The organism is Palleronia aestuarii, from assembly GCF_003253995.1.
Lineage (GTDB): Bacteria > Pseudomonadota > Alphaproteobacteria > Rhodobacterales > Rhodobacteraceae > Palleronia > Palleronia aestuarii.
The window spans coordinates 32,546-53,054 of sequence record NZ_QKZL01000024.1 but is presented as its reverse complement, the minus strand read 5'-3'; the positions used below and the strand labels follow the sequence as shown (position 1 = coordinate 53,054).

The 20,509-nt window shown below is 65.4% G+C and carries 18 protein-coding genes and 3 pseudogenes; 9 read left to right on the top strand and 12 right to left on the bottom strand.

From position 1 onward, the window contains the following. Window positions 1-67 precede the first annotated feature (67 nt). Window positions 68-402: pseudogene (locus tag LX81_RS17975) on the bottom strand (transposase); the annotation flags it as partial. 85 nt (window positions 403-487) lie between these two features. Continuing rightward, window positions 488-784, bottom strand: a pseudogene (locus tag LX81_RS17970) (transposase); the annotation flags it as partial. 394 nt (window positions 785-1,178) lie between these two features. Between LX81_RS17970 and LX81_RS17965 the strand changes: the two are divergent. After that, window positions 1,179-2,018, top strand: a pseudogene (locus tag LX81_RS17965) (DDE-type integrase/transposase/recombinase); the annotation flags it as partial. Between the two features lie 239 nt (window positions 2,019-2,257). Here the strand turns inward: LX81_RS17965 and LX81_RS17960 are convergent. After that, window positions 2,258-2,812, bottom strand: a complete 555-nt coding sequence (locus LX81_RS17960; protein WP_111538681.1) for a carboxymuconolactone decarboxylase family protein — start codon at window positions 2,810-2,812, stop codon at window positions 2,258-2,260. Window positions 2,813-2,850: 38 nt separating this feature from the next. Continuing rightward, window positions 2,851-3,780, bottom strand: a complete 930-nt coding sequence (locus LX81_RS17955; protein WP_170134021.1) for a LysR family transcriptional regulator — start codon at window positions 3,778-3,780, stop codon at window positions 2,851-2,853. Window positions 3,781-3,904: 124 nt separating this feature from the next. On the opposite strand from LX81_RS17955, the gene LX81_RS17950 reads away from it, so the two are divergent. From LX81_RS17950 to LX81_RS17925, 6 genes are all read left to right on the top strand, one after another. After that, window positions 3,905-5,263 carry an acyclic terpene utilization AtuA family protein gene (locus tag LX81_RS17950; protein ID WP_111538679.1) on the top strand — a complete coding sequence of 453 codons (1,359 nt, stop codon included), beginning with the start codon at window positions 3,905-3,907 and terminating at the stop codon, window positions 5,261-5,263. Then, complete coding sequence (locus tag LX81_RS17945; protein WP_111538678.1) at window positions 5,263-5,634, top strand: AtuA-related protein; 372 nt, start codon at window positions 5,263-5,265, stop codon at window positions 5,632-5,634. The genes LX81_RS17950 and LX81_RS17945 overlap by 1 nt, the downstream gene beginning before the upstream one ends. Further along, the gene (locus tag LX81_RS17940; protein WP_234822691.1) at window positions 5,631-6,593 is read left to right on the top strand and encodes a TAXI family TRAP transporter solute-binding subunit; all 963 of its coding nucleotides are present in this window, start codon (window positions 5,631-5,633) and stop codon (window positions 6,591-6,593) included. The genes LX81_RS17945 and LX81_RS17940 overlap by 4 nt, the downstream gene beginning before the upstream one ends. A gap of 95 nt (window positions 6,594-6,688) precedes the next feature. Continuing rightward, window positions 6,689-8,590, top strand: a complete 1,902-nt coding sequence (locus LX81_RS17935; protein ID WP_111538677.1) for a TRAP transporter permease — start codon at window positions 6,689-6,691, stop codon at window positions 8,588-8,590. A 3-nt stretch (window positions 8,591-8,593) separates the two neighbouring features. Continuing rightward, window positions 8,594-9,562, top strand: a complete 969-nt coding sequence (locus tag LX81_RS17930) for a 3-hydroxyacyl-CoA dehydrogenase NAD-binding domain-containing protein (RefSeq protein WP_111538676.1) — start codon at window positions 8,594-8,596, stop codon at window positions 9,560-9,562. Window positions 9,563-9,647: 85 nt separating this feature from the next. Continuing rightward, entirely contained in the window at window positions 9,648-10,064 is a 417-nt protein-coding gene (locus tag LX81_RS17925; RefSeq protein WP_111538675.1) for an HdeA/HdeB family chaperone, read from the top strand. A gap of 57 nt (window positions 10,065-10,121) precedes the next feature. On the opposite strand, the gene LX81_RS17920 is transcribed toward LX81_RS17925, so the two are convergent. From LX81_RS17920 to LX81_RS17910, 3 genes are read right to left on the bottom strand one after another with little or no spacing between them, the layout of a single operon-like run. Beyond that, entirely contained in the window at window positions 10,122-11,693 is a 1,572-nt protein-coding gene (locus tag LX81_RS17920) for a GMC family oxidoreductase (RefSeq protein ID WP_111538674.1), read from the bottom strand. 13 nt (window positions 11,694-11,706) lie between these two features. Beyond that, window positions 11,707-12,204, bottom strand: coding sequence for a Twin-arginine translocation pathway signal (locus LX81_RS17915; protein ID WP_111538673.1), 498 nt, complete (start codon window positions 12,202-12,204; stop codon window positions 11,707-11,709). A gap of 59 nt (window positions 12,205-12,263) precedes the next feature. Further along, entirely contained in the window at window positions 12,264-12,668 is a 405-nt protein-coding gene (locus LX81_RS17910; RefSeq protein WP_111538672.1) for a VOC family protein, read from the bottom strand. Window positions 12,669-13,045: 377 nt separating this feature from the next. On the opposite strand from LX81_RS17910, the gene LX81_RS17905 reads away from it, so the two are divergent. Beyond that, complete coding sequence (locus LX81_RS17905; RefSeq protein WP_111538671.1) at window positions 13,046-14,263, top strand: CaiB/BaiF CoA transferase family protein; 1,218 nt, start codon at window positions 13,046-13,048, stop codon at window positions 14,261-14,263. Further along, entirely contained in the window at window positions 14,260-15,000 is a 741-nt protein-coding gene (locus LX81_RS17900; protein WP_111538670.1) for a glutathione S-transferase C-terminal domain-containing protein, read from the top strand. The genes LX81_RS17905 and LX81_RS17900 overlap by 4 nt, the downstream gene beginning before the upstream one ends. Window positions 15,001-15,441: 441 nt before the next feature. On the opposite strand, the gene LX81_RS17895 is transcribed toward LX81_RS17900, so the two are convergent. The 5 genes from LX81_RS17895 to LX81_RS17875 form a co-directional block, all read right to left on the bottom strand. Then, the gene (locus tag LX81_RS17895) at window positions 15,442-16,476 is read right to left on the bottom strand and encodes a carbohydrate kinase family protein (RefSeq protein WP_111538669.1); all 1,035 of its coding nucleotides are present in this window, start codon (window positions 16,474-16,476) and stop codon (window positions 15,442-15,444) included. A 25-nt stretch (window positions 16,477-16,501) separates the two neighbouring features. Continuing rightward, window positions 16,502-17,494: a beta/alpha barrel domain-containing protein gene (locus LX81_RS17890; RefSeq protein WP_111538668.1), complete on the bottom strand. Its 993-nt coding sequence runs from the start codon at window positions 17,492-17,494 to the stop codon at window positions 16,502-16,504. Next, entirely contained in the window at window positions 17,481-18,311 is an 831-nt protein-coding gene (locus tag LX81_RS17885) for an ATP-binding cassette domain-containing protein (RefSeq protein ID WP_111538667.1), read from the bottom strand. Before LX81_RS17885 ends, LX81_RS17890 begins: the two co-directional genes overlap by 14 nt. Further along, window positions 18,308-19,333 (bottom strand): ABC transporter permease, encoded by a 1,026-nt coding sequence (locus LX81_RS17880; RefSeq protein ID WP_111538666.1) that lies wholly within the window; start codon window positions 19,331-19,333, stop codon window positions 18,308-18,310. Before LX81_RS17880 ends, LX81_RS17885 begins: the two co-directional genes overlap by 4 nt. Before the next feature lie 75 nt (window positions 19,334-19,408). Then, window positions 19,409-20,434 (bottom strand): substrate-binding domain-containing protein, encoded by a 1,026-nt coding sequence (locus LX81_RS17875; RefSeq protein WP_211322813.1) that lies wholly within the window; start codon window positions 20,432-20,434, stop codon window positions 19,409-19,411. Window positions 20,435-20,509 lie beyond the last annotated feature (75 nt).

The following is a 20,509-nucleotide window of genomic DNA, read 5'->3' as shown; positions in this document are numbered from 1 at the left end:
GGCGGCGGCAGAGCGTCGAGACTGAGGAGGATCAGCGATCCTTCCAGTGGAAGGATCGCCCGACGAAGGGCACCGGCCAGTCGAGACCCGCGAGCTTCAGTAGGCTCGCCACGAAGCCGGTCGTCTGGCGCAACGGCAGGCCGAACAGGCCCGGGGCTCCGCCCGTTCAGGGCTGAAACAGGCCACCGGCCTGTTTCCGGGACGCCCTTCACCCTTCATCGTCAGGCATGCCTGGATGGCGGCGTCGCTGTAGACCGGCTGCGCCCCGCGCTTGCCGGACGCCGCCGCATGCCATGGTGTAACGGGGTCGAGCCAGACGGTCAGCGAGCCACGCTCACGCAGCGACGCGTTGTAAGATGACCAGTTCAGGGTACGGTAGCGGGTGGGCACTGGTTTGGACATGGCGCCCAGCTATGTCGCAGGACTCCTGATGTGAATCCCAGGCAACCTTCGTGCAACAAGGCCTCAGTACCTGGATCCGTGCCTAACGTCGGCACCGCGTCGAATAGTCCAGCACAGGCCAGTCGTGCCCGGCCATCTCGATCAGGCTCTCGACGAGACCGACGGTCTGGCGAAGCGGCAGGCCGAACAGGACTTTCAGCGTGAGACAGGTCTGAATGGCGCTGTCGGAGAAGGTCTGGGAGTGGCCACGCTTGCCGCTTCGGTCCGCCTGCCGGGACATTTCAGGATCGAACCAGACGGACAACGAACCTAGCCGCTTCAACGCAGCGTTATAGTCAGACCCGTTCGTCGTGCGGTAGCGGGTGTTGGCAGGCTTTGGCATGCCATCGATCTGACTATCAGGATTCCCAAGGTGAACCCCTCTCAAAGATATGTGCAACAAGGCCGAGGCCGAACAGGCGGTGACCGAGCGCGCCATGCCTCCACCCGATCCAGCCGCGGCCTACGCCCGGTCGGTCGCTGAACTCGAGACGTGTCTCGGCGATCCGGACCTGGTCTACCAGGCCCACGAGCACATCGCCGTCCTCATAGACAGGATCGTGCTCACCCCCAACGACAGCAGAGCAGACGGCATTGCGGCCGAGAGCCACACCGATCTCGGCCGTTTTCTATGCGCGGGTCGTCCCGCGTACGGCGAGACCCCGGTCCCGCGCCGGTTCCGCACGATCGCAAGTCAGCTGACGGCCACGCTCGGACCAATGGCGCGACATGGTTCATTGCGCCGGACCTGTGAACTGCACATGGAGTATCCGTTCGCGGGTAGCCGAATGCTGAAAGCCTTGTTGAACGACGAGGGCCACGAGGTCGGCCGATGCCACGTCTCGACGCTGCTGAAGCGGATGGGGGTCGCGGCGATCTACCGCCGTCCGATTGCCATCGCCCTCGAACCGATGGCGGACGAGGCTCGCCGTCGAAGCCGGCGCCGGGGCACAGGATCTATTCCTATCTGCTGAGGGGCCGGGCCGTGACCCGGCCCAACCAGGTCCGGGCGATGGACATCACCTACGTCCCCATGGCCGGGGGCGTTCGGCATCGGTCTCGAACCGATGGCGACCAATGCCTCACTCTATCTTGCCGCCGTCATCGACTGGTTCAGCCGCAAGGTCCTGAACTGGCGGCTGTCGATCACGCTATCCGCGGACTGTCTCGCATCGAGGCTCTCGAAGAAGCGCTCCGCCGCCATGGCAAGCCGGAGATCTTCAATACGGATCAGGGGTCGCAGTTCACCAGCGTAGACTTCACGCGGGTGCTCAAGGGCGAGCCGTAGGCCGCCATCGGTTCGAGGCCGGCGGCGATCGAGGTCGCCATCAGCATGGACGGCAAGGGGTCGGCATATATGCCGACGGCGCGACAACGTCTTCGTCGAGCGGCTCTGGCGGACGGTCAGATACGAAGAAGTCTACCTGCGCGCCTATGCCAGCGTTTCCGAGGCTCGCGCCTCCATCAGCCGCTACCTGCACTTCTACAAAGGCACCCGGCCCCATTCATCGCTTGGCGGGCAGACGCCCGATCGGGCTTGTCCAAACCAGCCATCGCCACTCCCGGCGGCGGCGTAACCAGAGCGGATATCCACTTGGCAGAAGCCCGGACGCCGTTCAGACAAACCGAGCAGGCTCACCGTAGCCCGTAATCCAGCGCTCTTTCCAAGTCCGAAGACCTTAACAGCGGCCTTAACCGAGTTAAGAGAAGATCAACCCCCGTTTTCCGGATCGCAGCGCCGAAGCCCCGTGCCACTGAACTTCACGCATGATCGACAAGGCCTGACTGGGAAGGGGATCATTCCGCTCTCGCGAACTCACACGAAGGGGTCTTCCTGTCCTTCGGGCAGAGGCACGTCAAACGTATTGATGGTCATGGAAATGAACGTGTAATAGCCCAGAAGGCCCACCAGCTCCACCGCGCCGCGGGTGCCGAAGCGTTTGGCCACTGCGTCGTAGGCCGCATCGTCGACCTGCTTCGTTTCGTGTAGCTGCCGTGCGAAGGCGTAGATTTCCGCCTCGTCGTCGCGCTCGAATTCCGGTTCGTCGCCGCGCCGGATCGCCTCGACGATGCGCTCGGACAATCCTGCCTCGAGCGCGATGGGCGCGTGGACCGCCCATTCGAAGCCCGATTTCCAGAATGCCCCCGTCACCAGGATGGCGAGCTCGGAAAGACGCGGCTCCAGCAGCGTGTCGTACCGGCAGAAGGCCCCGAGTGCCTGAGCCCGATCCGCCAGTGCGGGGGATTGCAGCCACACGCGCAGGGGACCCTCGACCTTCCCGCGGGGCCCGCCCGAAATGGCGTCGTAGATCCGTTGCTGCTCGGGCGTGAGCGATGTCTCGTCGAGATGGGGTGTGCGGTGCGATGTCATCGATGGTCCTTCTTCGTAGGTAAGAGGTTTGGCGGCGTTCATGCCGCGGGTGGGGGATTGAAGCGGATATGCGCATCGAACTCCGAGAACACGGCGCGCGGATTCTGGTGGTGCAGTTCGGACAGAAACGCGGCCGCGGCGATCGAGGGGGCGCGTCTGAGCTTCAGAACGCCCAATGTCCGCCAGGCCGTCGGAGTAGCGAGGGGGAGCCAGGCGATTTCAGGGCGCAGGACCGTCGGCAGGCAAAGCGCGGGCAGCGCCGAGATGCCGAAGCCGGAGGCGACGAGGCCGGCGATTGTGGCGAGGTGATTGACCTCGCAGACGGGCATCGGGCTCAGGCCGGTTTTGCGGAAGGCGTCGTCCATGAGCCGCCGCACGCTCGTGGCCCGCGTCATCGCGACGAGGGGCTGATCGCGCAGCATCGCCCAGGTCAGGGTCCCGCGCGTGGCAAGGACATGCTCACGGGAAACGATCGCAACGAACGTGTCCTGAAGGAGTGGAACGAATTCTATCTCGGGCTGGTCCGGTGGCGCGACCGAGATGCCGAAATCCGCTTGGCCTGACTTGACGAGCGCCACCACGTCTTCGTGGAGAACGTCTCGCAGGTCGAGCCGGACGCCCGGATGGCTGCGGCGGAAGGTGATCGCCAGGTTCGACAGCAATCCCGCCGCGAGCGAAGGAAGGGCCGCGACCGTCACGCGACCGCCCCGCGCGGCGGCAAGGTCGGCCATGTCGTCGAAGACGCTCGACCACGACCGCAGCAGATCCTGCGCCCGCGGCAGGAAGGCGTGCCCTTCGGCGCTGAGTTCGACACTCCGCGACGTGCGGTGGAAGAGGCGCAGGCCCATCGCGCTTTCCATGCGCTGAATGACGGCGCTGAAAGCGGGTTGGGAGAGGCCGAACCGGTGCGCCGCTTCGCTGAAGCTACGCGCTTCCGCCAGGACAACGAAGGCCTCGATCTGCCGCATCTGCACATTCATCGGCTAAACGGATGCATCCATTGTTTCTATCGATTTGACAAATAGACTAACTCGAAGCACGCTCTGCGGCAATCTCGGAGATTTTCCGAGGCCGCAGGGGAGGGCGGTTGGTTTGGTCGATACACCGCAACTTTATCGTATTGGCTGCGGCGCGGGATTTTCCGGAGATCGGATCGACGCCGCGGGTCCGGTGGTCGCTGCGCTGGTCGAGAGGGGCGGGCCCTCCTGTCTGATGTTCGAGATGCTGGCCGAACGAACGTTGGCGCTCGCGCAGCGCGGGCGCCGTGAGGGATCGGGTGGCTATGACCGGTCCATTCTGGACCGGCTTCGCCCGGTCCTTGCGGATTGCCTCGATCATGGCATCTCCATCGTCGGCAATTTCGGGGCCGCCGATCCCGGCGCGGCGGCGCAAGACATCGCGGCGATCGCGGCGTCATTGGGGTGTCGCGCGCCGCGCATCGCCCTCGTCGAGGGTGACGACCTTGCATCGGCGGGGCCGGACGCGGGCCTCGACAGGCTTCTGGCGTCGAGCCTCCCCGAGGGCGCCCGTCTTCTCAGCGCGAATGTCTATCTCGGTGCGCAGGAGATCGCCGCGGCGCTTCGCGAGGGGGCCGATATCGTCGTCACGGGTCGTGTCGCCGATCCCGCGCTGGCCCTCGGCCCGCTGATCGCCCATTACGGCTGGTCGTTGACGGACCACGATCGCATCGCCGCGGGAACACTCGTCGGGCATCTCCTCGAATGCGGCGCTCAGGTCACGGGGGGCTATTTCGCCGATCCAGGCCAAAAGGACGTCCCGGGCCTTCACCGTCTCGGCTATCCCATCGCGGAGGTCGATGCCGACGGAACTTGCGTGGTGACCAAGCCCGGCGGAACAGGCGGTTGCGTCGATGCGCGCACCGTGAAAGAGCAGATCCTCTACGAGATACACGACCCCGCAGCCTACCTGACGCCTGACGTGACCCTCGACCTGACCGAGGTCGAGATCACCGAACTGGCGCCCGACCGGGTGCGGGTCTCGGGCGCCCGTGGCCATCCGCCGCCCGAGACGTTGAAGGCGACGCTCTGCTACGATGGCGGCTATGTCGGCGAGGGCGAGATTTCCTATGCCGGACCGGGAGCGGAGGGCCGCGCGCGTGCCGCGCTCGATGCGGTGACGCGGCGGCTGCCGGCCGGACTGGCATGGCGCGGTGATCTGATCGGCGTGACGAGTGTCTTCGGCGACGATGGTGGCCACCATCTGGAGGATCGGTTGCCCGATTGCCGGGACGTGCGGTTGCGGCTCGCGGTGCATGCCGCGGACGGTGATGCGGTAGCCGCCGCCATGCATGATTTCGGCGCACTCTATTGCTGCGGCCCGGCGGGTGGCGGCGGAATACGCACGAACATGCGCCGCCGTGTCTCTACCGCATCGGCGGCGATCCCGCGACCGCTGGTCCGGGCCCGGCATACATTTGTCGAGGTGTCGTGATGGGTGGGGATTTGGGATCGAAGCTTCACGATCTCGCCCATGGTCGCAGCGGTGACAAGGGCGACCGGCTCAACGTCAGCGTCATCGCCTATCGACCCCAGGATTTCGACCTCATCGTCGAACAGGTGACCGAGGCACGGGTCGCGGCCCTGCTCGCGGACCGTCGCCCGAGCGCGGTGCGGCGTTACCTTCTGCCGCGACTGCACGCCATGAACTTCGTGATCGACGACGTCCTCGACGGCGGCGTGAACGGGAGCCTCAATCTCGACGGGCACGGCAAGTGTCTGTCCTTCCGGATTCTGGAACTGCCGATCGACATCCCGCCCGGGAGGGGCGGGGCACCGAAGACCAAAGAGGAGGAAACACCATGATGAAGCGACACCTGTCCCTTGCCGCCCTGATGTTGCTGGGCGCCAGCGCCGTCCAGGCTCAGGAAACCCGGTTGCTGATCGGTTCGACATCCGCGTCGTCGAGCCAGTACGGCTACTTCGTGGCCCTGGGCCAGCTCATCAACGACACCATACCGGACGTGAGCGCGTCCGTCGCGGAGACGGGCGCGACAATGGACAACCTGCGCCGCATGGAACGCGGCCAGGTCGATCTGGGCCTCGTGACGACCAACATCATCCAGCACGCCTGGAACGGAACCCAGGAATTCGACGGCGCCCCCCAGCAGGCCCCGCTGCTCTGGGTCTATGCGCCGGCCCCTCAGAACGTCGTGGTGCGCGCGGATGCGGAGATCACGTCGCTCTCCGATCTGGCGGGGACCCGTTTCAACCCGGGCATCCGCGGCTCCGCGACCGAAGCCACGGCGGAAAGCGTCTTCTCCACGCTGGGTATCGAGCCCGAATGGGTGCGTGGCTCGACGACGGACGTGGTCGACATGATCAAGGACGACCGTGTGGCTGGCTATGTGAAGTCCGGCGCGGGAAACAAGCTCGACTCCTCCTCCCTCGACATCGCGACCTTCACGCCGATCGACGTCATTTCGCTTAGTGACGAGGAAGCACAGGCGCTCGAGGCGGAGATGCCGGATATCTCCGTAGTGGAGATCGAGGATGCCGGCGAGGGGATCGAACCCTACCGCACCTGGAGCTTTGCGCTCGCCGTCTCGGCGACGCCGCAGATGGACGAGGAGATCGCCTACCAGATCACGAAGGCGGCGATGGAGGACGAGACGGTGCAGCGCAACGCGCTCGCCGCATTGGCCGACTACGATCTGAGCGAGCTGACGATGCAGTACGGCACCGTGCCGCTGCATCCCGGCGCCGCGCGCTACTTCGAGGAGCAGGGCGTCGAGATCCCCGAGCGGATGCGCCCGCAGGAGTGAAGCGTCGGGTCGGGCCCCTCGGGCCCGGCCTCGGAGGCGCGGCGCGCCGGATGCTGGACCGCGGGAGGATACCGCGCGGCCGTGGGAGGAAGATCATGCGCGACATCGCGACCAGGATCCTGGCGACCTTCATCGGAATGTTCGTCCTCTACACATCGGCCTTCGGGCCGTTCGAGAGCCTCGTGCAGCGGGCCGTGTTCGTGGGCCTGTCGGTCAGCCTGGGGCTTTTGATGTATCCCCTATGGGAGGGACGGCGGCTGCGTCCCGTCGGGATCGCGCTGGACGTGGCGGCAGCGGCCGTGACCTGGATCAGTTGCGGCTACATCGCCGCGAACTACGACCGAATCATGAACTCGCTGCCTTGGGCGACCGCGGCCGACATCGCCATGACGGCCGGGCTCGTGATCGTTCTTCTCGAACTCGGTCGCCGGGTCGTCGGGGTGATCTTCCCCGTGCTCGTGATCGCGGGCCTGGCCTATGCCCTCGTGGGTCATCACATCCCGGGCGCCCTCGGCCATCGACAATTCGACATGTACTTCGTCACCGAGACCCTGTTTCTGGGGGATCTGGGTATCTGGGGCTCGCTTACCGGTGTCGCCGCGACCGTGATCGCGGCCTTCGTCCTTTTCGGTGCGGTCCTCCTCCACACCGGCGGGGGCCAGACCTTCATGGACCTCGCCATGCGCCTCGGCGGGCAGAGCCCCGGCGGCGCGGCCAAGATGGCCACGATCTCCTCGGGCCTCTTCGGAATGGTCAGTGGCAGCGCCGTCGCGAACGTCGCCACCACGGGCAATTTCACCATTCCTCTGATGAAGCGGCTGAACTATCCCGCCCCCTTCGCCGCCGCGGTCGAGGCCGTGGCCTCCACCGGTGGCCAGCTCGCCCCGCCGATCATGGGGGCGGCGGCCTTCGTCATGGCCGAGATCCTCGGCATAAGCTACGTGACCGTGATGGTCGCCGCGATCCTGCCTGCGGTCCTGTTCTACCTGTCGGTCTTCGTCACCGTGCACGTCGTCTCCCTGCGTCGCGGCCTGCGGATCATGGATCCATCGGAGATCCCGGTCTGGGGCAAGATCCTCGAATGGCGCCGCGCGCTGCCGATCGTCGCCGCGTTGGGCGGCCTCTTCTGGGGAATCTTCACTGGGCGCTCCGTGCAGAGTGCTGCCTTCATGGGTATCGCGGCGCTGTTCGTGGCCTACGTGATCACCAGTCTCGGTCGCCGCAGTCTGCGCGATATGGGGAAGCAGGTGATGGCCGCGCTCGACGATGCCGGTCGCGGCTTGGTCATCATCGGCGTGCTGCTCGCCGGGGCGCAGATCCTGGTCGCGATGATCAATCTGACGGGGATCGGCGTGACGCTTTCGTCGCTGATCGTGACCCTCGCGGGGAGTTCCGTCGTCCTCGTCGCGATCATCGTCGGCCTGATCTGTCTGATCATCGGAATGGGATTGCCGACGACGGCCGCCTATGTGCTCGTCGCGGCCGTGCTCGCTCCCGCCCTCACCGGTGTCGGCGTCCGGCCCCTGGCCGCGCATATGTTCGTCTTCTACTTCGCCACGATCTCGGTCATCACGCCGCCCGTCTGCGTGGCCGTCTTCGTCGGGGCCGGCATCGCCCAGACGAGCTGGCTGCCGGCGGCCCGGGAAGCGGTACGTCTGGGGGCGCTCACCTACGTCGTGCCGTTCCTGATCCTGATCTATCCCGGCATGACGGGGCAGGGTGGTGTCCTCGCCATCGTCGAGGCGCTGATCACCGGGCTCGTCCTCGTCGTGGCCATTCCGTTCGCCCTGGCTCGGATGCCGCTGACGGGCCGCGCCATAATCGACATGCCGCTCTATGCCGCAATCATCGCGCTCGCGATCCTGCCGCATCCGGCCGCCCCTCCGGCCGCGGCCCTGATCCTGTTCGCCGCCTGGAAGATCGGCGGGCGACGAGCCGACGCCTCCCGCCTCGACCCCGACGCCCGGGCGGCCCTGCACCCAGACCCCCAGGAGTGAGACATGCCCCAAGCCGCCCGCCGCACCGCAATCCTGGGCGCTGGACTGATCGGGGCCGGATGGGCCGCCTTCCTCCTGGCAAGGGGATTGCCGGTTCACGCCATTGATCCCGGTCCAGGGGCGGAGGCCCGCCTGCGCGCTGATATCGCCGGGATGTGGCCGAGCCTCGAGGCTCTCGGGCATGCATCGGGACCCGCGGATCTTTCGGCACTTACCTTCGCCGCAGCGCCCGGCCCCGAGCTAGCCACCGTCGATCTCGTCCAGGAAAACGCCCCCGAGGTCTTGGCGGTCAAGCGCGACATCTTTGCCGAACTTGAGCGCTGGGTGCGCCCCGACACGGTGCTGGCCTCGTCGACCTCGGCATTGCTGATCGGCGACATCCAGACCGCCTGCGAGCATCCGGGCCGCTGCATCGCGGCCCATCCGTTCAATCCATCCCATATCCTGCCGCTCGTGGAAGTCTCGGGCGGCCCGCTGACCGACCCGTCGATCCTGGATTGGGCGATGGGATTCTACACGAGCCTGGGCAAGGCCCCCGTTCGTCTCGCGCGTCAGGTCGAAGGCCACATCGCCGGCCGCCTCAGCGCCGCGCTCTGGCGCGAGGCGGTCTCCCTTGTCGACCAGGGAATCGCGTCCGTCGGCGATATCGACGCGGCGATCCGGAACGGCCCCGGTCCCCGCTGGGCGGTCGCGGGGTGCCACATGGTCTATCACATGGGCGGCGGCCCCGGCGGCATCGCGCATTACCTCGACCATCTCGGAGACAGCCAGCAACGCCGGTGGGACGACCTCGGAACCCCGCGTCTGGACGCCGACCTGCGCCGCCGCATCACGGAAGGGGTCGACGCGGTCGCCGACGGGCGCTCGGTGGGCGAACTGGCCGAAGACCGCGACCGGCGCCTGATATCCCTGCTCGGAAGCAAGGACGACGACAATGCCTCCCCTGGAACGGAAGATTCCGACGGGTCGTAGGAGTCGAGCGGTGATCTTCCATATTTCCCGGGCCGGGTGTCGTGGTAAGCTCATGTCGCGGTCAGGAGGACCGGGAGGAAGAAGAATGACGAAGTGGATTACGGCGATCGCCTTCGTTGCGGCCGGGACTGTTCCCGCGGTTGCACAAGACACGGACGATGCGGTTCCGGACATGACCTGCGGCGATTTCCTCGCCCTCGATGCGGCGGGCCAGATGTCCGCCATGCTGGAGCTCCGGGCGGTCTATGCCGGCGAGGATGTGCCGCAGACCGAGGAGGCCAAGGCGGCAACCGCGGTCACCGGGGCGACCGAGGAAGGTGCCCAGGGCGGCATCGAGGAAGAGGCACCGCCGGAGGCGGAGGGAACGCCCGGTGCGCGTCAACGCGTGGCCGGCATGCGCACCTCCTGCATGGGCGTGCCCGACGTGCCCGCCATGGACGCGTTGGTCGCGGCCCATGCCGATTACGAGCCCGTGCTCGAATCCGAGCAATCTGACGGATGAAGACGAACCGGGGCGCCGCATCCGCGGCGCCCCGACTTCCGGGCGGGCCGGACAGGCTCAGATGTTCTGCGCCGACATTTCCCGAGCGATATGATCGGCCTGCCGGATGGCGAGCGCGACGATCGTGAGCGTCGGGTTCTCCGCCGCGCCGGTCGTGAATTGCGACCCGTCCGAGACGAATAGGTTCGGCACGTCGTGCGCGCGTCCCCAACGGTCGACGACACCGTCCTCGGGCCGTTCCGACATGCGGTTCGTGCCGAGGTTGTGGGTCGAGGGATAGGGCGGCGTCGGCAATGTCCGCGTGGCACCGACCGCATCGTAAATCGCCATGCCCCGTTCGTAGGCGTGGTCCCGCATGGCGATGTCGTTCGGATGGTCGTCGTAGTGCACGACCGGGATCGGCAGGCCGTGCTGGTCGATCGCGTCCGGGTCGAGGGTGACGCGGTTGCCTTCCTGCGGCATGTCCTCACCCACGATCCACATGCCCGCCATGTTCTCGTAGCTGTCGAGAGCGGTGGTGAATTCGCGCCCCCAGGCGCCCGGATTGAGGAACGCCGCCATGAAGGGCAGGCCCAGCGAGAGTGTCTCCAGTTCGTATCCGCCGACGAAGCCGCGCGAGGGGTCGTGATGCGCCTCGTCCTGAACGATGCCTGCCATCGTCGTGCCGCGCCACATCCGCACCGGCTTGTCGAAGATGCCGTAGACCGTACCGGTGACATGGCGCATGTAGTTGCGCCCGACCTGCCCGGAGGAATTGGCGAGGCCGTCGGGGAACATGTTCGAGCTCGAGTTCAGGAGAAGCCGCGGGCTCTCGATCGTGTTGCCCGCGACGCAGACGAGGCGCGCCGCCTGTCGTTGCTCGACACCGTCCGCGTCGAAATAGACGACGCCCGTGACGCGGCCGGTATCGTCATGTTCGATCCGGCTCGCGTGGCAGCGCTCCCGCACTTCCAGATTTCCGGTCTCCTCGCCTGCGGGTATCTCCGTATAGGCGGTCGACCACTTCGCTCCCCACTTGCAGCCCTGGAAGCAGAATCCCGTCTGCTGGCAGGCGATCCGGTCGCCGTAATCGAGCGAGTTGATCGCCATGCGCCCGGTATGAACCTTCTCGTAGCCGAGAGACTTCGCACCCTTCTCCAGGACGAGATAATTGTTGTTGCCGGGCAGACCGGGCCGTCCGCCGGTGCGGGTGACGCCCATCTTCGTCTCGGCCTTGTCGTACCAGGGCGCCATTTCCGCACCGTCGATGGGCCAATTCAGAAGGTTCGCCCCCTCGACCGCGCCGTAGCTGTCGAGCGCTTTCCATTCATGGTCCTGGAAGCGGATCGACGCGCCGGCCCAGTGCGTCGTGGTGCCGCCCACGGCCTTGACGATCCACGTCGGCAGGCCACCGAAATCACGAGCAACGCGCCAGCCACCCACCGCCTTGCGCGCATCGGTCCAGGCGAGCTGCGCGAAGCTGTCCCATTCGTCGTTGATGTAGTCCTCGGGCAGGTAGCGCCCGCCCGCCTCGAGGGCGACGACGGATATACCCTTCTGCGCGAGCTCGTTGGCGAGCGTACCGCCGCCCGCGCCGGTGCCGATGATGACGACAACGCTGTCGTCGGTTTTCTCGAACGGTGCACTCATTGCTCCGACCCCCTCAGATCCAGGCGATGTCGTTGAAGCCGCGGTCGATGTAACCACCCTCGGAGAAGCTCTCGCCCTCGTAACCGAAAAGCGGCCAGACGCTTTTCTGGTTGTAGAGACCAGTCACGAGGCCCGAACGGATCGTGTGAAAGAACTCTTCTCCCTCCAGCGCCGTCAGGATGTCGACGCGCTCCGTTTCCCACAGGGCGCCAAGATAGTTCGGATGGCCGTGATCGGCGGCGGTACCGTCGAGAAGTGCCACCCCTTCCTCGATCATCGGGGCTTGATCGGGCGTGTCGTAACCCTTGACTGCCACCACGTAATTCTCGTCCGGAATGCGGTCGTGCGGATAGAGGTCGCGCGCCATCTGCACGAGCGTCGCCATCGTTTCCGGACGGATCGCCGTCACTTCCGTTGCCCAGGCGGCGGTGCGGCCAGCCACCCAGCCAGACCCGATGACGAACCCCCCCGTCATGCCGAGACCGCGTGCCAGCAGGCCACGACGCGTCATCGTCGTTCTATCTATGTTCCCCATTATCTCCTCCCAGGATAATATGCGGCGCGTGCCCTTCAGCCGAAGCGCCCCTGCTTTGCCAGAACCTCGATCTTGTAGCCGTCCGGATCGGAGACGAAGAAGAACCGCGCAATCGGATCTGTCCCCGGACCGCCGGGCGTGAAATCGACGAGTTTCCCGGGAGCGTAGCCCGCCTCTTCGAAGCGCGCATGTTCGGCGTCGAGATCGTCCACAACGACGGCCAGATGGCCGTAGCCATCGCCCAGATCGTAAGGTTCGGAGCGATCCTTGTTCACGGTCAGCTCGACCTCGAAGGATGCCTCGTCGTTGCTGAGATAGACGAGCGTGAAGGTCTCGAAATCCAGGCGATCCGCGATCTCGAGCCCGAAAGCGTTTCGATAAAAGTCAAGCGAACGCGCCTCGTCCAGAACGCGAACCATGGAATGCACCGCTTTTGCCATCAAATCCTCCCTCGATGCTTCAAAATCATGCTGATGGAACACGACGCATGTCAAGTTCGCTATCGGCCGGTGGGCGACACCCGGACGAGATGCCGCGATCACCCGGGCAAACTTCGGAGTTCGTCCTCCGCCGATCGTATTTTCGTACTGAACTCGCAGTTGAACGGGTTCGCTTGGTGAACCTCATCTCTAGAACGCCGATCAGTGCACGGTTCGCGTCGCGTGCGGCTTCGCTTTCCATTAGCGGAGGGCGGTAGGGACACGCCTGCCGGCGAAGGCCAAATTGTGCTGCCGGCTGTTGCCGAGAGGGACGACGATTGACTTACCGCCCGGCTGGCCGAGGTTAGGGCAGACTGCAAGGAGGGAGCCGAAACCGCATGGCCGGACCACTTCAAGGGATCCGTATCGTCGATGCGACGTCGATGATTGCCGGGCCGCTGGCGACGATGATCCTCGGTGATCAGGGCGCCGACGTGATCAAAATAGAGAATCCGGCGGGGGGAGACCACTCGCGTCAGGTCGCGGGACGCCGCAACGGCTGGTCCGCGTCCTTCCTTCAGAACAACCGTTCGAAACGCTCCGTCGCGCTCGACCTGAAACACGATGCCGGACTGGAAGCGCTTCGTGCGATCCTCAAGACGGCCGACGTCTTCGTGCAGAACTGGCGACCGGGCGTCGCCGAAAGGCTCGGCCTTTCTGAAGCGGCGGTGCGGGAATTGCGTCCTGACATCGTCTACGTTTCCATCGCCGGTTTCGGTTTCGAGGGGGACTGGGCCGAAAGGCCGGTCTACGACCCGCTGATCCAGGCTTTGTCCGGCCTTGCCGCGGTGCAGGGGCAGGGGCGCGGCAGGCCCAGTCTCGTCCGTACCATCGTGCCCGACAAGGTCACCGCGATCCAGGCAAGCCAGGCGATCACGGCGGCCCTCCTCGCGCGCGCCCGCACGGGCCGCGGCGAGCATGTCCGCCTATCCATGCTCGACACGATCGTCGCGTTCCTCTTTGCGTCCGATTTCACGGGCCAGACCTTCATCGGTGACGAGGCCGAGGAGGAGACGTGGGAGGAAGACGGCCGGGCGCAGGATTACGTGGAGCTGATCTACGAGACGGCGGACGGTTTCATGGCGGTCAGCGCGCATACGGATGCGACCTGGCGGGGCCTCTCCAAAGCGGTCGGACGACCCGACTGGCTGGAGGACGAAAGGTTCGCCACCGTCGAGGCGCGGGAGGTGAACAAGGCGGCCCGCCTCGTGCTTACGCAAGAGGCCCTTCGCGACGATAGGACGGCGAACTGGATGGAGCGTCTCCGCGCCGAGGACGTTCCTTGCGCGCCCGTCCTACGGCGCAGCGAAATGGTGGATCATCCGCAGGTGGAGGCAAACGGTACGATCCTGCGGATGGATCACCCCGGCGCGGGGTCGATCCGTCTCGCCCGACCGCCGGCGCGTTTCGAGGTCCATTCGCCCGATCCACCCCGACCTGCACTCGCGCTCGGCGCCGACACGCGCGCCGTTCTCGCCGAAGCGGGCTTCGGTGAAGATGCCATCGCAGCGATTTTCGCCTCGGGGGCTGCGGCCGAGAAGGAGAGCGACAAATGATCGACTTCCATTACGCGCCCACGCCGAACGGCTGGAAGGTCGCGATCATGCTCGAGGAATGCGGGCTCGACTACGATCTCAAGCCGGTGAGGCTTCACGAGGGCGACCAGTTCGCACCGGATTTCCTCGCCATCAGCCCCAATGCGAAGATGCCGGCCATCCTCGACCATGCGCCGGCGGAGGGCTTCGGCGACGCGCCCGTGCCGGTCTTCGAATCTGCCGCGATCCTGCTCTACCTGGCAGAGAAGACGGGACGTTTCGCGCCGCCCGAGGCGGACCGGTTGGCCCGCAAGGACCTCATGGAATGGCTATTCTGGCAAACCGGCAGCCAGGGCCCAATGGGCGGCCAGCTCAGCCACTACCGCAATTATGCACCGGAGGCAGAGCGCGATTACGGCTTCCGTCGCTATCTCGGCGAGTACGAGCGCACGATGGCGGTGCTCGAGAACCGGCTTAAGGATCGCGACCATATCCTCGGGGAGGCCTATTCCATCGCCGACATGCAGGCCTTTCCCTGGGCCTTCATCGCCAAGCCCCTCGGCTCATCGCTCGACCGGTTCCCGAACGTCGCCGAGTGGCGCGAGCGGCTGAAATCCCGTCCCGCGGTGCGCCGTGCGATCGACTTGATGAAGGACGGGCAGAACCGCGGCGAGGGCAAGCGTACGGTCGACAACGATTCCGGAACCTTCAACCAGAACGCCGACCGCCTGCTCGCCATCGGCCGGGGCGAGGCCTGAGTTCCGACCGGACGCTCTTGGAGGTGCCGTCCGCGAGGAACTGCGTTGCGCCGGCCAGAGGGGCGGCAGCGGCTCCTTCGGTGTTCGCCAAGATCGTCTGTCCTGGAACGTATCAGTATGTCGTCGAAATCGACGCCGGAACTGTTTCGATACACGGCTTCCAAGTTGGAAAACAACGCGCGCTGTCTCCCTAGCGATGTTACGCATGCGCAAGCACGGCTCCTCAAGGGTAAATTGAACCGCGGCGCGTGTTCCACCCTATGAGATGCGCGGGCTCTACCTGCCGCGACTGTCCCGCTTCGCATGACGGGACATGCCTTTGGTAACCAGCGATCAGGGTGCCACTGACCGGACCAGATACTCCGCGCATCGTGAGATCAAAAATCTCCAGCCATGAGTTTCCAACGTCCCACGGCGCGGGATCATTTCTCACGCATCCCATCAGGCTATCTTCATGGGTGCGCGCCAACCGTATTCGTCCGCGAGCGCCAGGCATTCCTCGATCGTCGCGATCGCGCTGAACGTATCGATCGCGCGCAGCGAGGCCGCGGCTGCCGAATGGGCGTATTTCAGGCAATCTTCGAGCGGTCGTCCGCGGTGCAGGCCGCAGAAGAACCCCGCGGTAAAGGCATCGCCCGCCCCGTTGCTTCCGACCACGCCAGTCGCCGGGATCTCCACGGAGGCCTGGTGAACGGTTTGGCCGCCGCGTTCGACCGCGATCGCCCCCTGGGGAAAATGCACGACCACCAGGCCCATCGCGCCGATCTCCAGGGCCTTGTGTGCGGCCGCCAGCACAGTCTCGTGCGAGGTGCCGCCGTCGCGATGGGTCTCAATGCCGGTGATCGCCCCGATCTCGTGGTCGTTGACGACGAGATAATCGAGATGCGGCAGGCAGGGCAGGACGAGCGCACGCAACTCCACCTCGTCGATGGTCATGAGCTCGAGGTTCGTCCGCAGGCCCGCGGCCCGGGCCTTGCGCAGGATCGTGACCCAGCCATTCGCATCGTCCTGCCACGGCGCGTCGAGCATCGCATGGGTGCCGGGCAGGCCCAGATGCAGCATGAACGCCCGGCTGTCGGAGAAGTCGAAGTGGTCCGGCGTGAGGTAGTCGGAGGACTCGGCCTCGAACAGATGGGTGCGGCTCCCGGTATCGAGCCCGGTGAACGCCATCACGCGGTGCGTCGTCAGGCCGGGTTGCACGTGGTACTGCGCGGTGTCGATGCCATGGTCCTCGGCGACGCCGCGCAGGAAATCCCCGTCAGCGTCCGCTCCGCAAAGGGCGATCGTCTCGACCGGTATCTCCGGCGCGAGCCGACGCAGGCCGACGCCGAAATTGCACGCCGAACCGCCTCCCTGACGCTGGTTCGACAGGATCCGCGCCGCGGTCTCCACTGCTGGCCATTCCGCCAGACTGAGATTGTAGTCCAGACACCAGGTGCCCCCGGTGACGAACCCCTTTCGTGTCTGACCCGTCATGGGCAGGCTCGCTTCGAACGGATCGTCATGCCGCCTCCTTGAGCACCGCCTCGGTGATCTGGAGATCGTCTTCGAGGGGCCGGGTGGGCGTGATGCCGGCATCGCTCAGCTTGCCGTGATACTCGCGCACCGCCTGTTCGGAGGTGAGGGCGCCATCGGCCACGGCCCGCATCATCTTGACTATGGTGAGCGGATCGTCGGCGAGATTGATCTTGCGCCCGAACAGGGCGAGCCGCGCACCGTAGCGCTCGATCTGGGAGATAAGCTCGAGGCAATCGCGCGTGGTGCCCGCACCACCGCCGAGGATGCCGACGATCACCGACGGATCGTACGATGCCAGCTCCTCGAGCGCCTTCGGTCCGTTATAGGGAATCTTCAGGAATTCGGGACGCTCGCTTTCGCCCAGCCCCGCGATCGAGCGCATGAGCGCGTCGTTGACGAAGCCGGGAATATCCTCTGCCGCAAGATCGTTCGAGGCGTTCGGATTGAAGACTTCGAGGAAGTAGTCGAAGTCGTTGGCCCGCGCCTCCTTACGGAACGCGGCGAAATCGAGCAGGGATTCATAATCGCGATCGAGATCGTTGTTGAACGTGATCGAATACAGTCCGAGATCCGCTCCGGCAGCTTTCGCGACGCTCACATCTGCCGTGCGGAACGGCCGCGACGGTTGGCGGGCATAGGTCGCGCCCCGGAAAACCCAGATGTCGGTGGTGTCGTTGGCGCGGATCGCCGGTTTGACCCTGCTGCCCTCGAAGACATTGCGCTTGTTCAATGCCTCGAGATTGGACACCGAGGTCAGCATGATATCGACGACATCCTGCTCAACGATGGCCTGGATATTGTCGAGGAACTCCGACCGGGTGCGGAACCTCGACGTGGTCCCGTCCTTGGCACGGTGCGGACCGGTGGCCTGCAGGGACGGACCCATGTCGCCGTCCTTGGCATCGGCGATGATGAAGTCGCCCTGCCGGTAATTGCCGGCGCGAATGCGGCCGAGTTTCTCGTCAAGTCTGTACATTTGGGCTTCCTTCCAATTGGGGTTCGGGAGGCTCCATGGCCCCTGTCATGATCGCGACCGCGTCCGACATGCTCAACTCGCTCGGGCGGATCTGGGCGATACGCCGGCCGAGCCGATGGATATGGACGCGATCGGCGATCTCGAAGACGTTCGGCATGTTATGGCTGATCAGCACGATCGCGATGCCGCGCTGCCGGACGTCGCGGATGAGGTCCAGGACCTTGCGCGTTTCCTTGACGCCGAGCGCCGCGGTGGGTTCGTCGAGTATGATGACCCTCGATCCGAAGGCGCAGGCCCGTGCCACGGCGACGCCTTGCCGCTGGCCGCCCGAGAGCGTCTCGACGATCTGGTCGATGTTCTGGATGGTCATCAATCCCAGCTGGCTCAGATGGTGGCGGGCCTCCGCCCGCATCCGGCGGCGGTCGAGCGTGCGGAAGATCGCCCCCTGGATACCCGACTTCCGGTACTCGCGACCGAGAAACAGGTTGTCGACGATCGTCAGGGCGGGAGCCATGGCGAGCGTCTGGAACACGGTCTCCACGCCGGCGTCGCGTGCGTCCATCGGGCTAGAGAAGCGCACGATCTTCCCGTCGAGCCAGATGTCGCCCGAGTCGGGCCGCATGGCGCCGGCCAGCGCCGAGATCATCGAAGATTTTCCCGCGCCGTTATCGCCGATCACAGCGAGGATCTCGCCCGGATAAAGATCGAAGTCGGCACCGTCCATGGCCACGACGCGCCCGAAGGACTTGCGCAGGTTCCGCGCGGCGAGGATGGGGGTCTCGCCTCCCGCGTTGCGGAGCAGATCGGGCGTCGTCATACGGAGATCCTCCGCAGCCACTGGTCGAACCCGACGGCGATGATGATGAGGATGCCGATCGCGAATTCCTGCCAAAGCACGTCGAGCCCGGCGAGTGCGAGGCCGTTGCGGAACAAGCCCACGATCAAGGCGCCCATCAGCGTTCCCGCGATGGAGCCGCGCCCGCCGAAAAGGGAGGTTCCTCCGATGACCACCGCGGTAATGCTGTCGAGATTGGCGGTCGCCCCTCCGAGCGGGCTCACCGCGCCGATCCGGCCGATCAGGATCCAGCCGGCGATGCCGCAGATCAGTCCGGCCAGGACATAGACCGAGAACAATACCTTGCGCGTGTTGATCCCCGAAAGGCGCGCCGCAGTCGGATCGTTGCCGACGGCGTAGATATGCCGACCATAGGCGGTCCGGTTGAGAATGTACCAAAGGAGCAATGCCAGCCCGAGCATCAGGAGCGAGCCGAGCGTAAGTTGCGCCGCACCGGCCCGGAACGCCGTCCCCGTCCATTGCAGGACGGCCGCGTCGGCGGCGATCTCCTGCTGCCGGATCGTCTGCCCTCCGGACCAGAATTGCAGGACAGAATTGAAGATGCTCCACGTGCCCAGCGTCACGATGAAGGGCGGCAGGCGCAGGAGCGTGATGAAGATCCCGTTGAGCGCGCCGCAGATACCGCCCGTGACGATCCCGATCAGGAGCGACAGTGCAGGTGGCACTCCGAACTGGATCGAGAGATGCCCCATCGCGATCGAGCTCAGAACCATGATCGCGCCAACGGACAGGTCGATCCCGGCGGTCAGGATGATCAGCGTCTGGGCGAGCGCCAGCACACCGATCACGGTGACCTGCTGGAGGACGAGCGACAGGTTGAACGGATGCAGGAAGCGTTCGCCGACGATGAGAGAGAAGGCGATGACACCGACGATCAGCACGAGCATCGGGATGATCGTGGGATTGCCGTTCAGCACGTTGATCACGCGCCGACCAAAACCCTTGCGTTCGGAAAAGAGCGGCGCTGTGTCATCGGCCGGCATGAGGTAGCTCCCGGAAGTGGAATTGGTTCAGGGACGTCGTCCCGCGCGGCGTGAACCGCGCGGAAGCGGCGCGTCCTAGCCCCAGCATTCCTCCAGCGCTTCGGAACTGGTGATCGAGGTGAGGCCCTCGACCGGCTGATCGGTCACGAGCTTCACGCCTGTATCGGTGAACTCCAGCCCTTCGGTCGGCTCGGGCATGGTTCCGTTCCGGACGTGCTCCACGATCGCGCGGACGCCTGCCTGCGCCATCTCGAGCGGAAACTGCATCGCGGTCGCGCCGATGACGCCGTCGCGCACGTTCTCGACGCCCGGACAGCCGCCGTCGACCGACGTCATCAGGACGGAGCCGTCATCCTTCCCCGCCGATTTCAGGGCCTCCCAGGCCCCCGCCGCCGTCGGTTCATTGATCGTGTAGACGACGTTTATGTCGAAGTTCTTTTGCAGCAGCGTTTCCATCGCGTCGCGTCCGCCCACCTCGGAGCCTTCGCCCATTTCGTGGCCGACGATCCGCGGGTCGTCTTCGTCACCGCGGCGGTCGGGGTTCTTGATGTCCATGCCGAAGCCGTCCATGAATCCCTGGTCTCGGGCCACGTCCACCGTCGGCTGGCTCTCATGGGCGTCGATGAAGGCCACCGTCGCGTTCTGCGCGTCGTCCGGGCCGAGGGTCTGCCGCGCCCACTCCCCGATAAGCTGACCCGCCTTAAAATTGTCGGTCGCAAAGCTCGCATCCGCGGCATCGGCCGGCTCGAGCAGGGTGTCGGCGGCAACCACGAAGAGGCCCGCGTCGCGCGCCTTCTGAACGGTCGGCACGATCGCCTTGGTATCCGATGCAACGATGATCAGCCCCGCGGCGCCGGCCGAGATGAGGTTCTCGATCGCCTGGACCTGGGTGTCGTTGTCGCCGTCGTACTTGCCGGCAAAGGCCTGGAACTGCACCCCGAGCTTCTCCGCCTCGGCAGCCGCACCTTCGCGCATCTTGTAGAAGAACGGATTGGTATCGGTCTTGGTGATCAGTCCGACAAGGATATCTTCCGACTCCTGTGCCTGAGCAAGGCCCGCCGTTCCGAATATCATTATCGCGGCAGCGGCAGGCGCTACCATTCTGGATTTCCGCATTTTTCCCTCCCACATCGCGTGCTCCACCACGCCGGGCGATGTAACGAGCCGTAGATACTT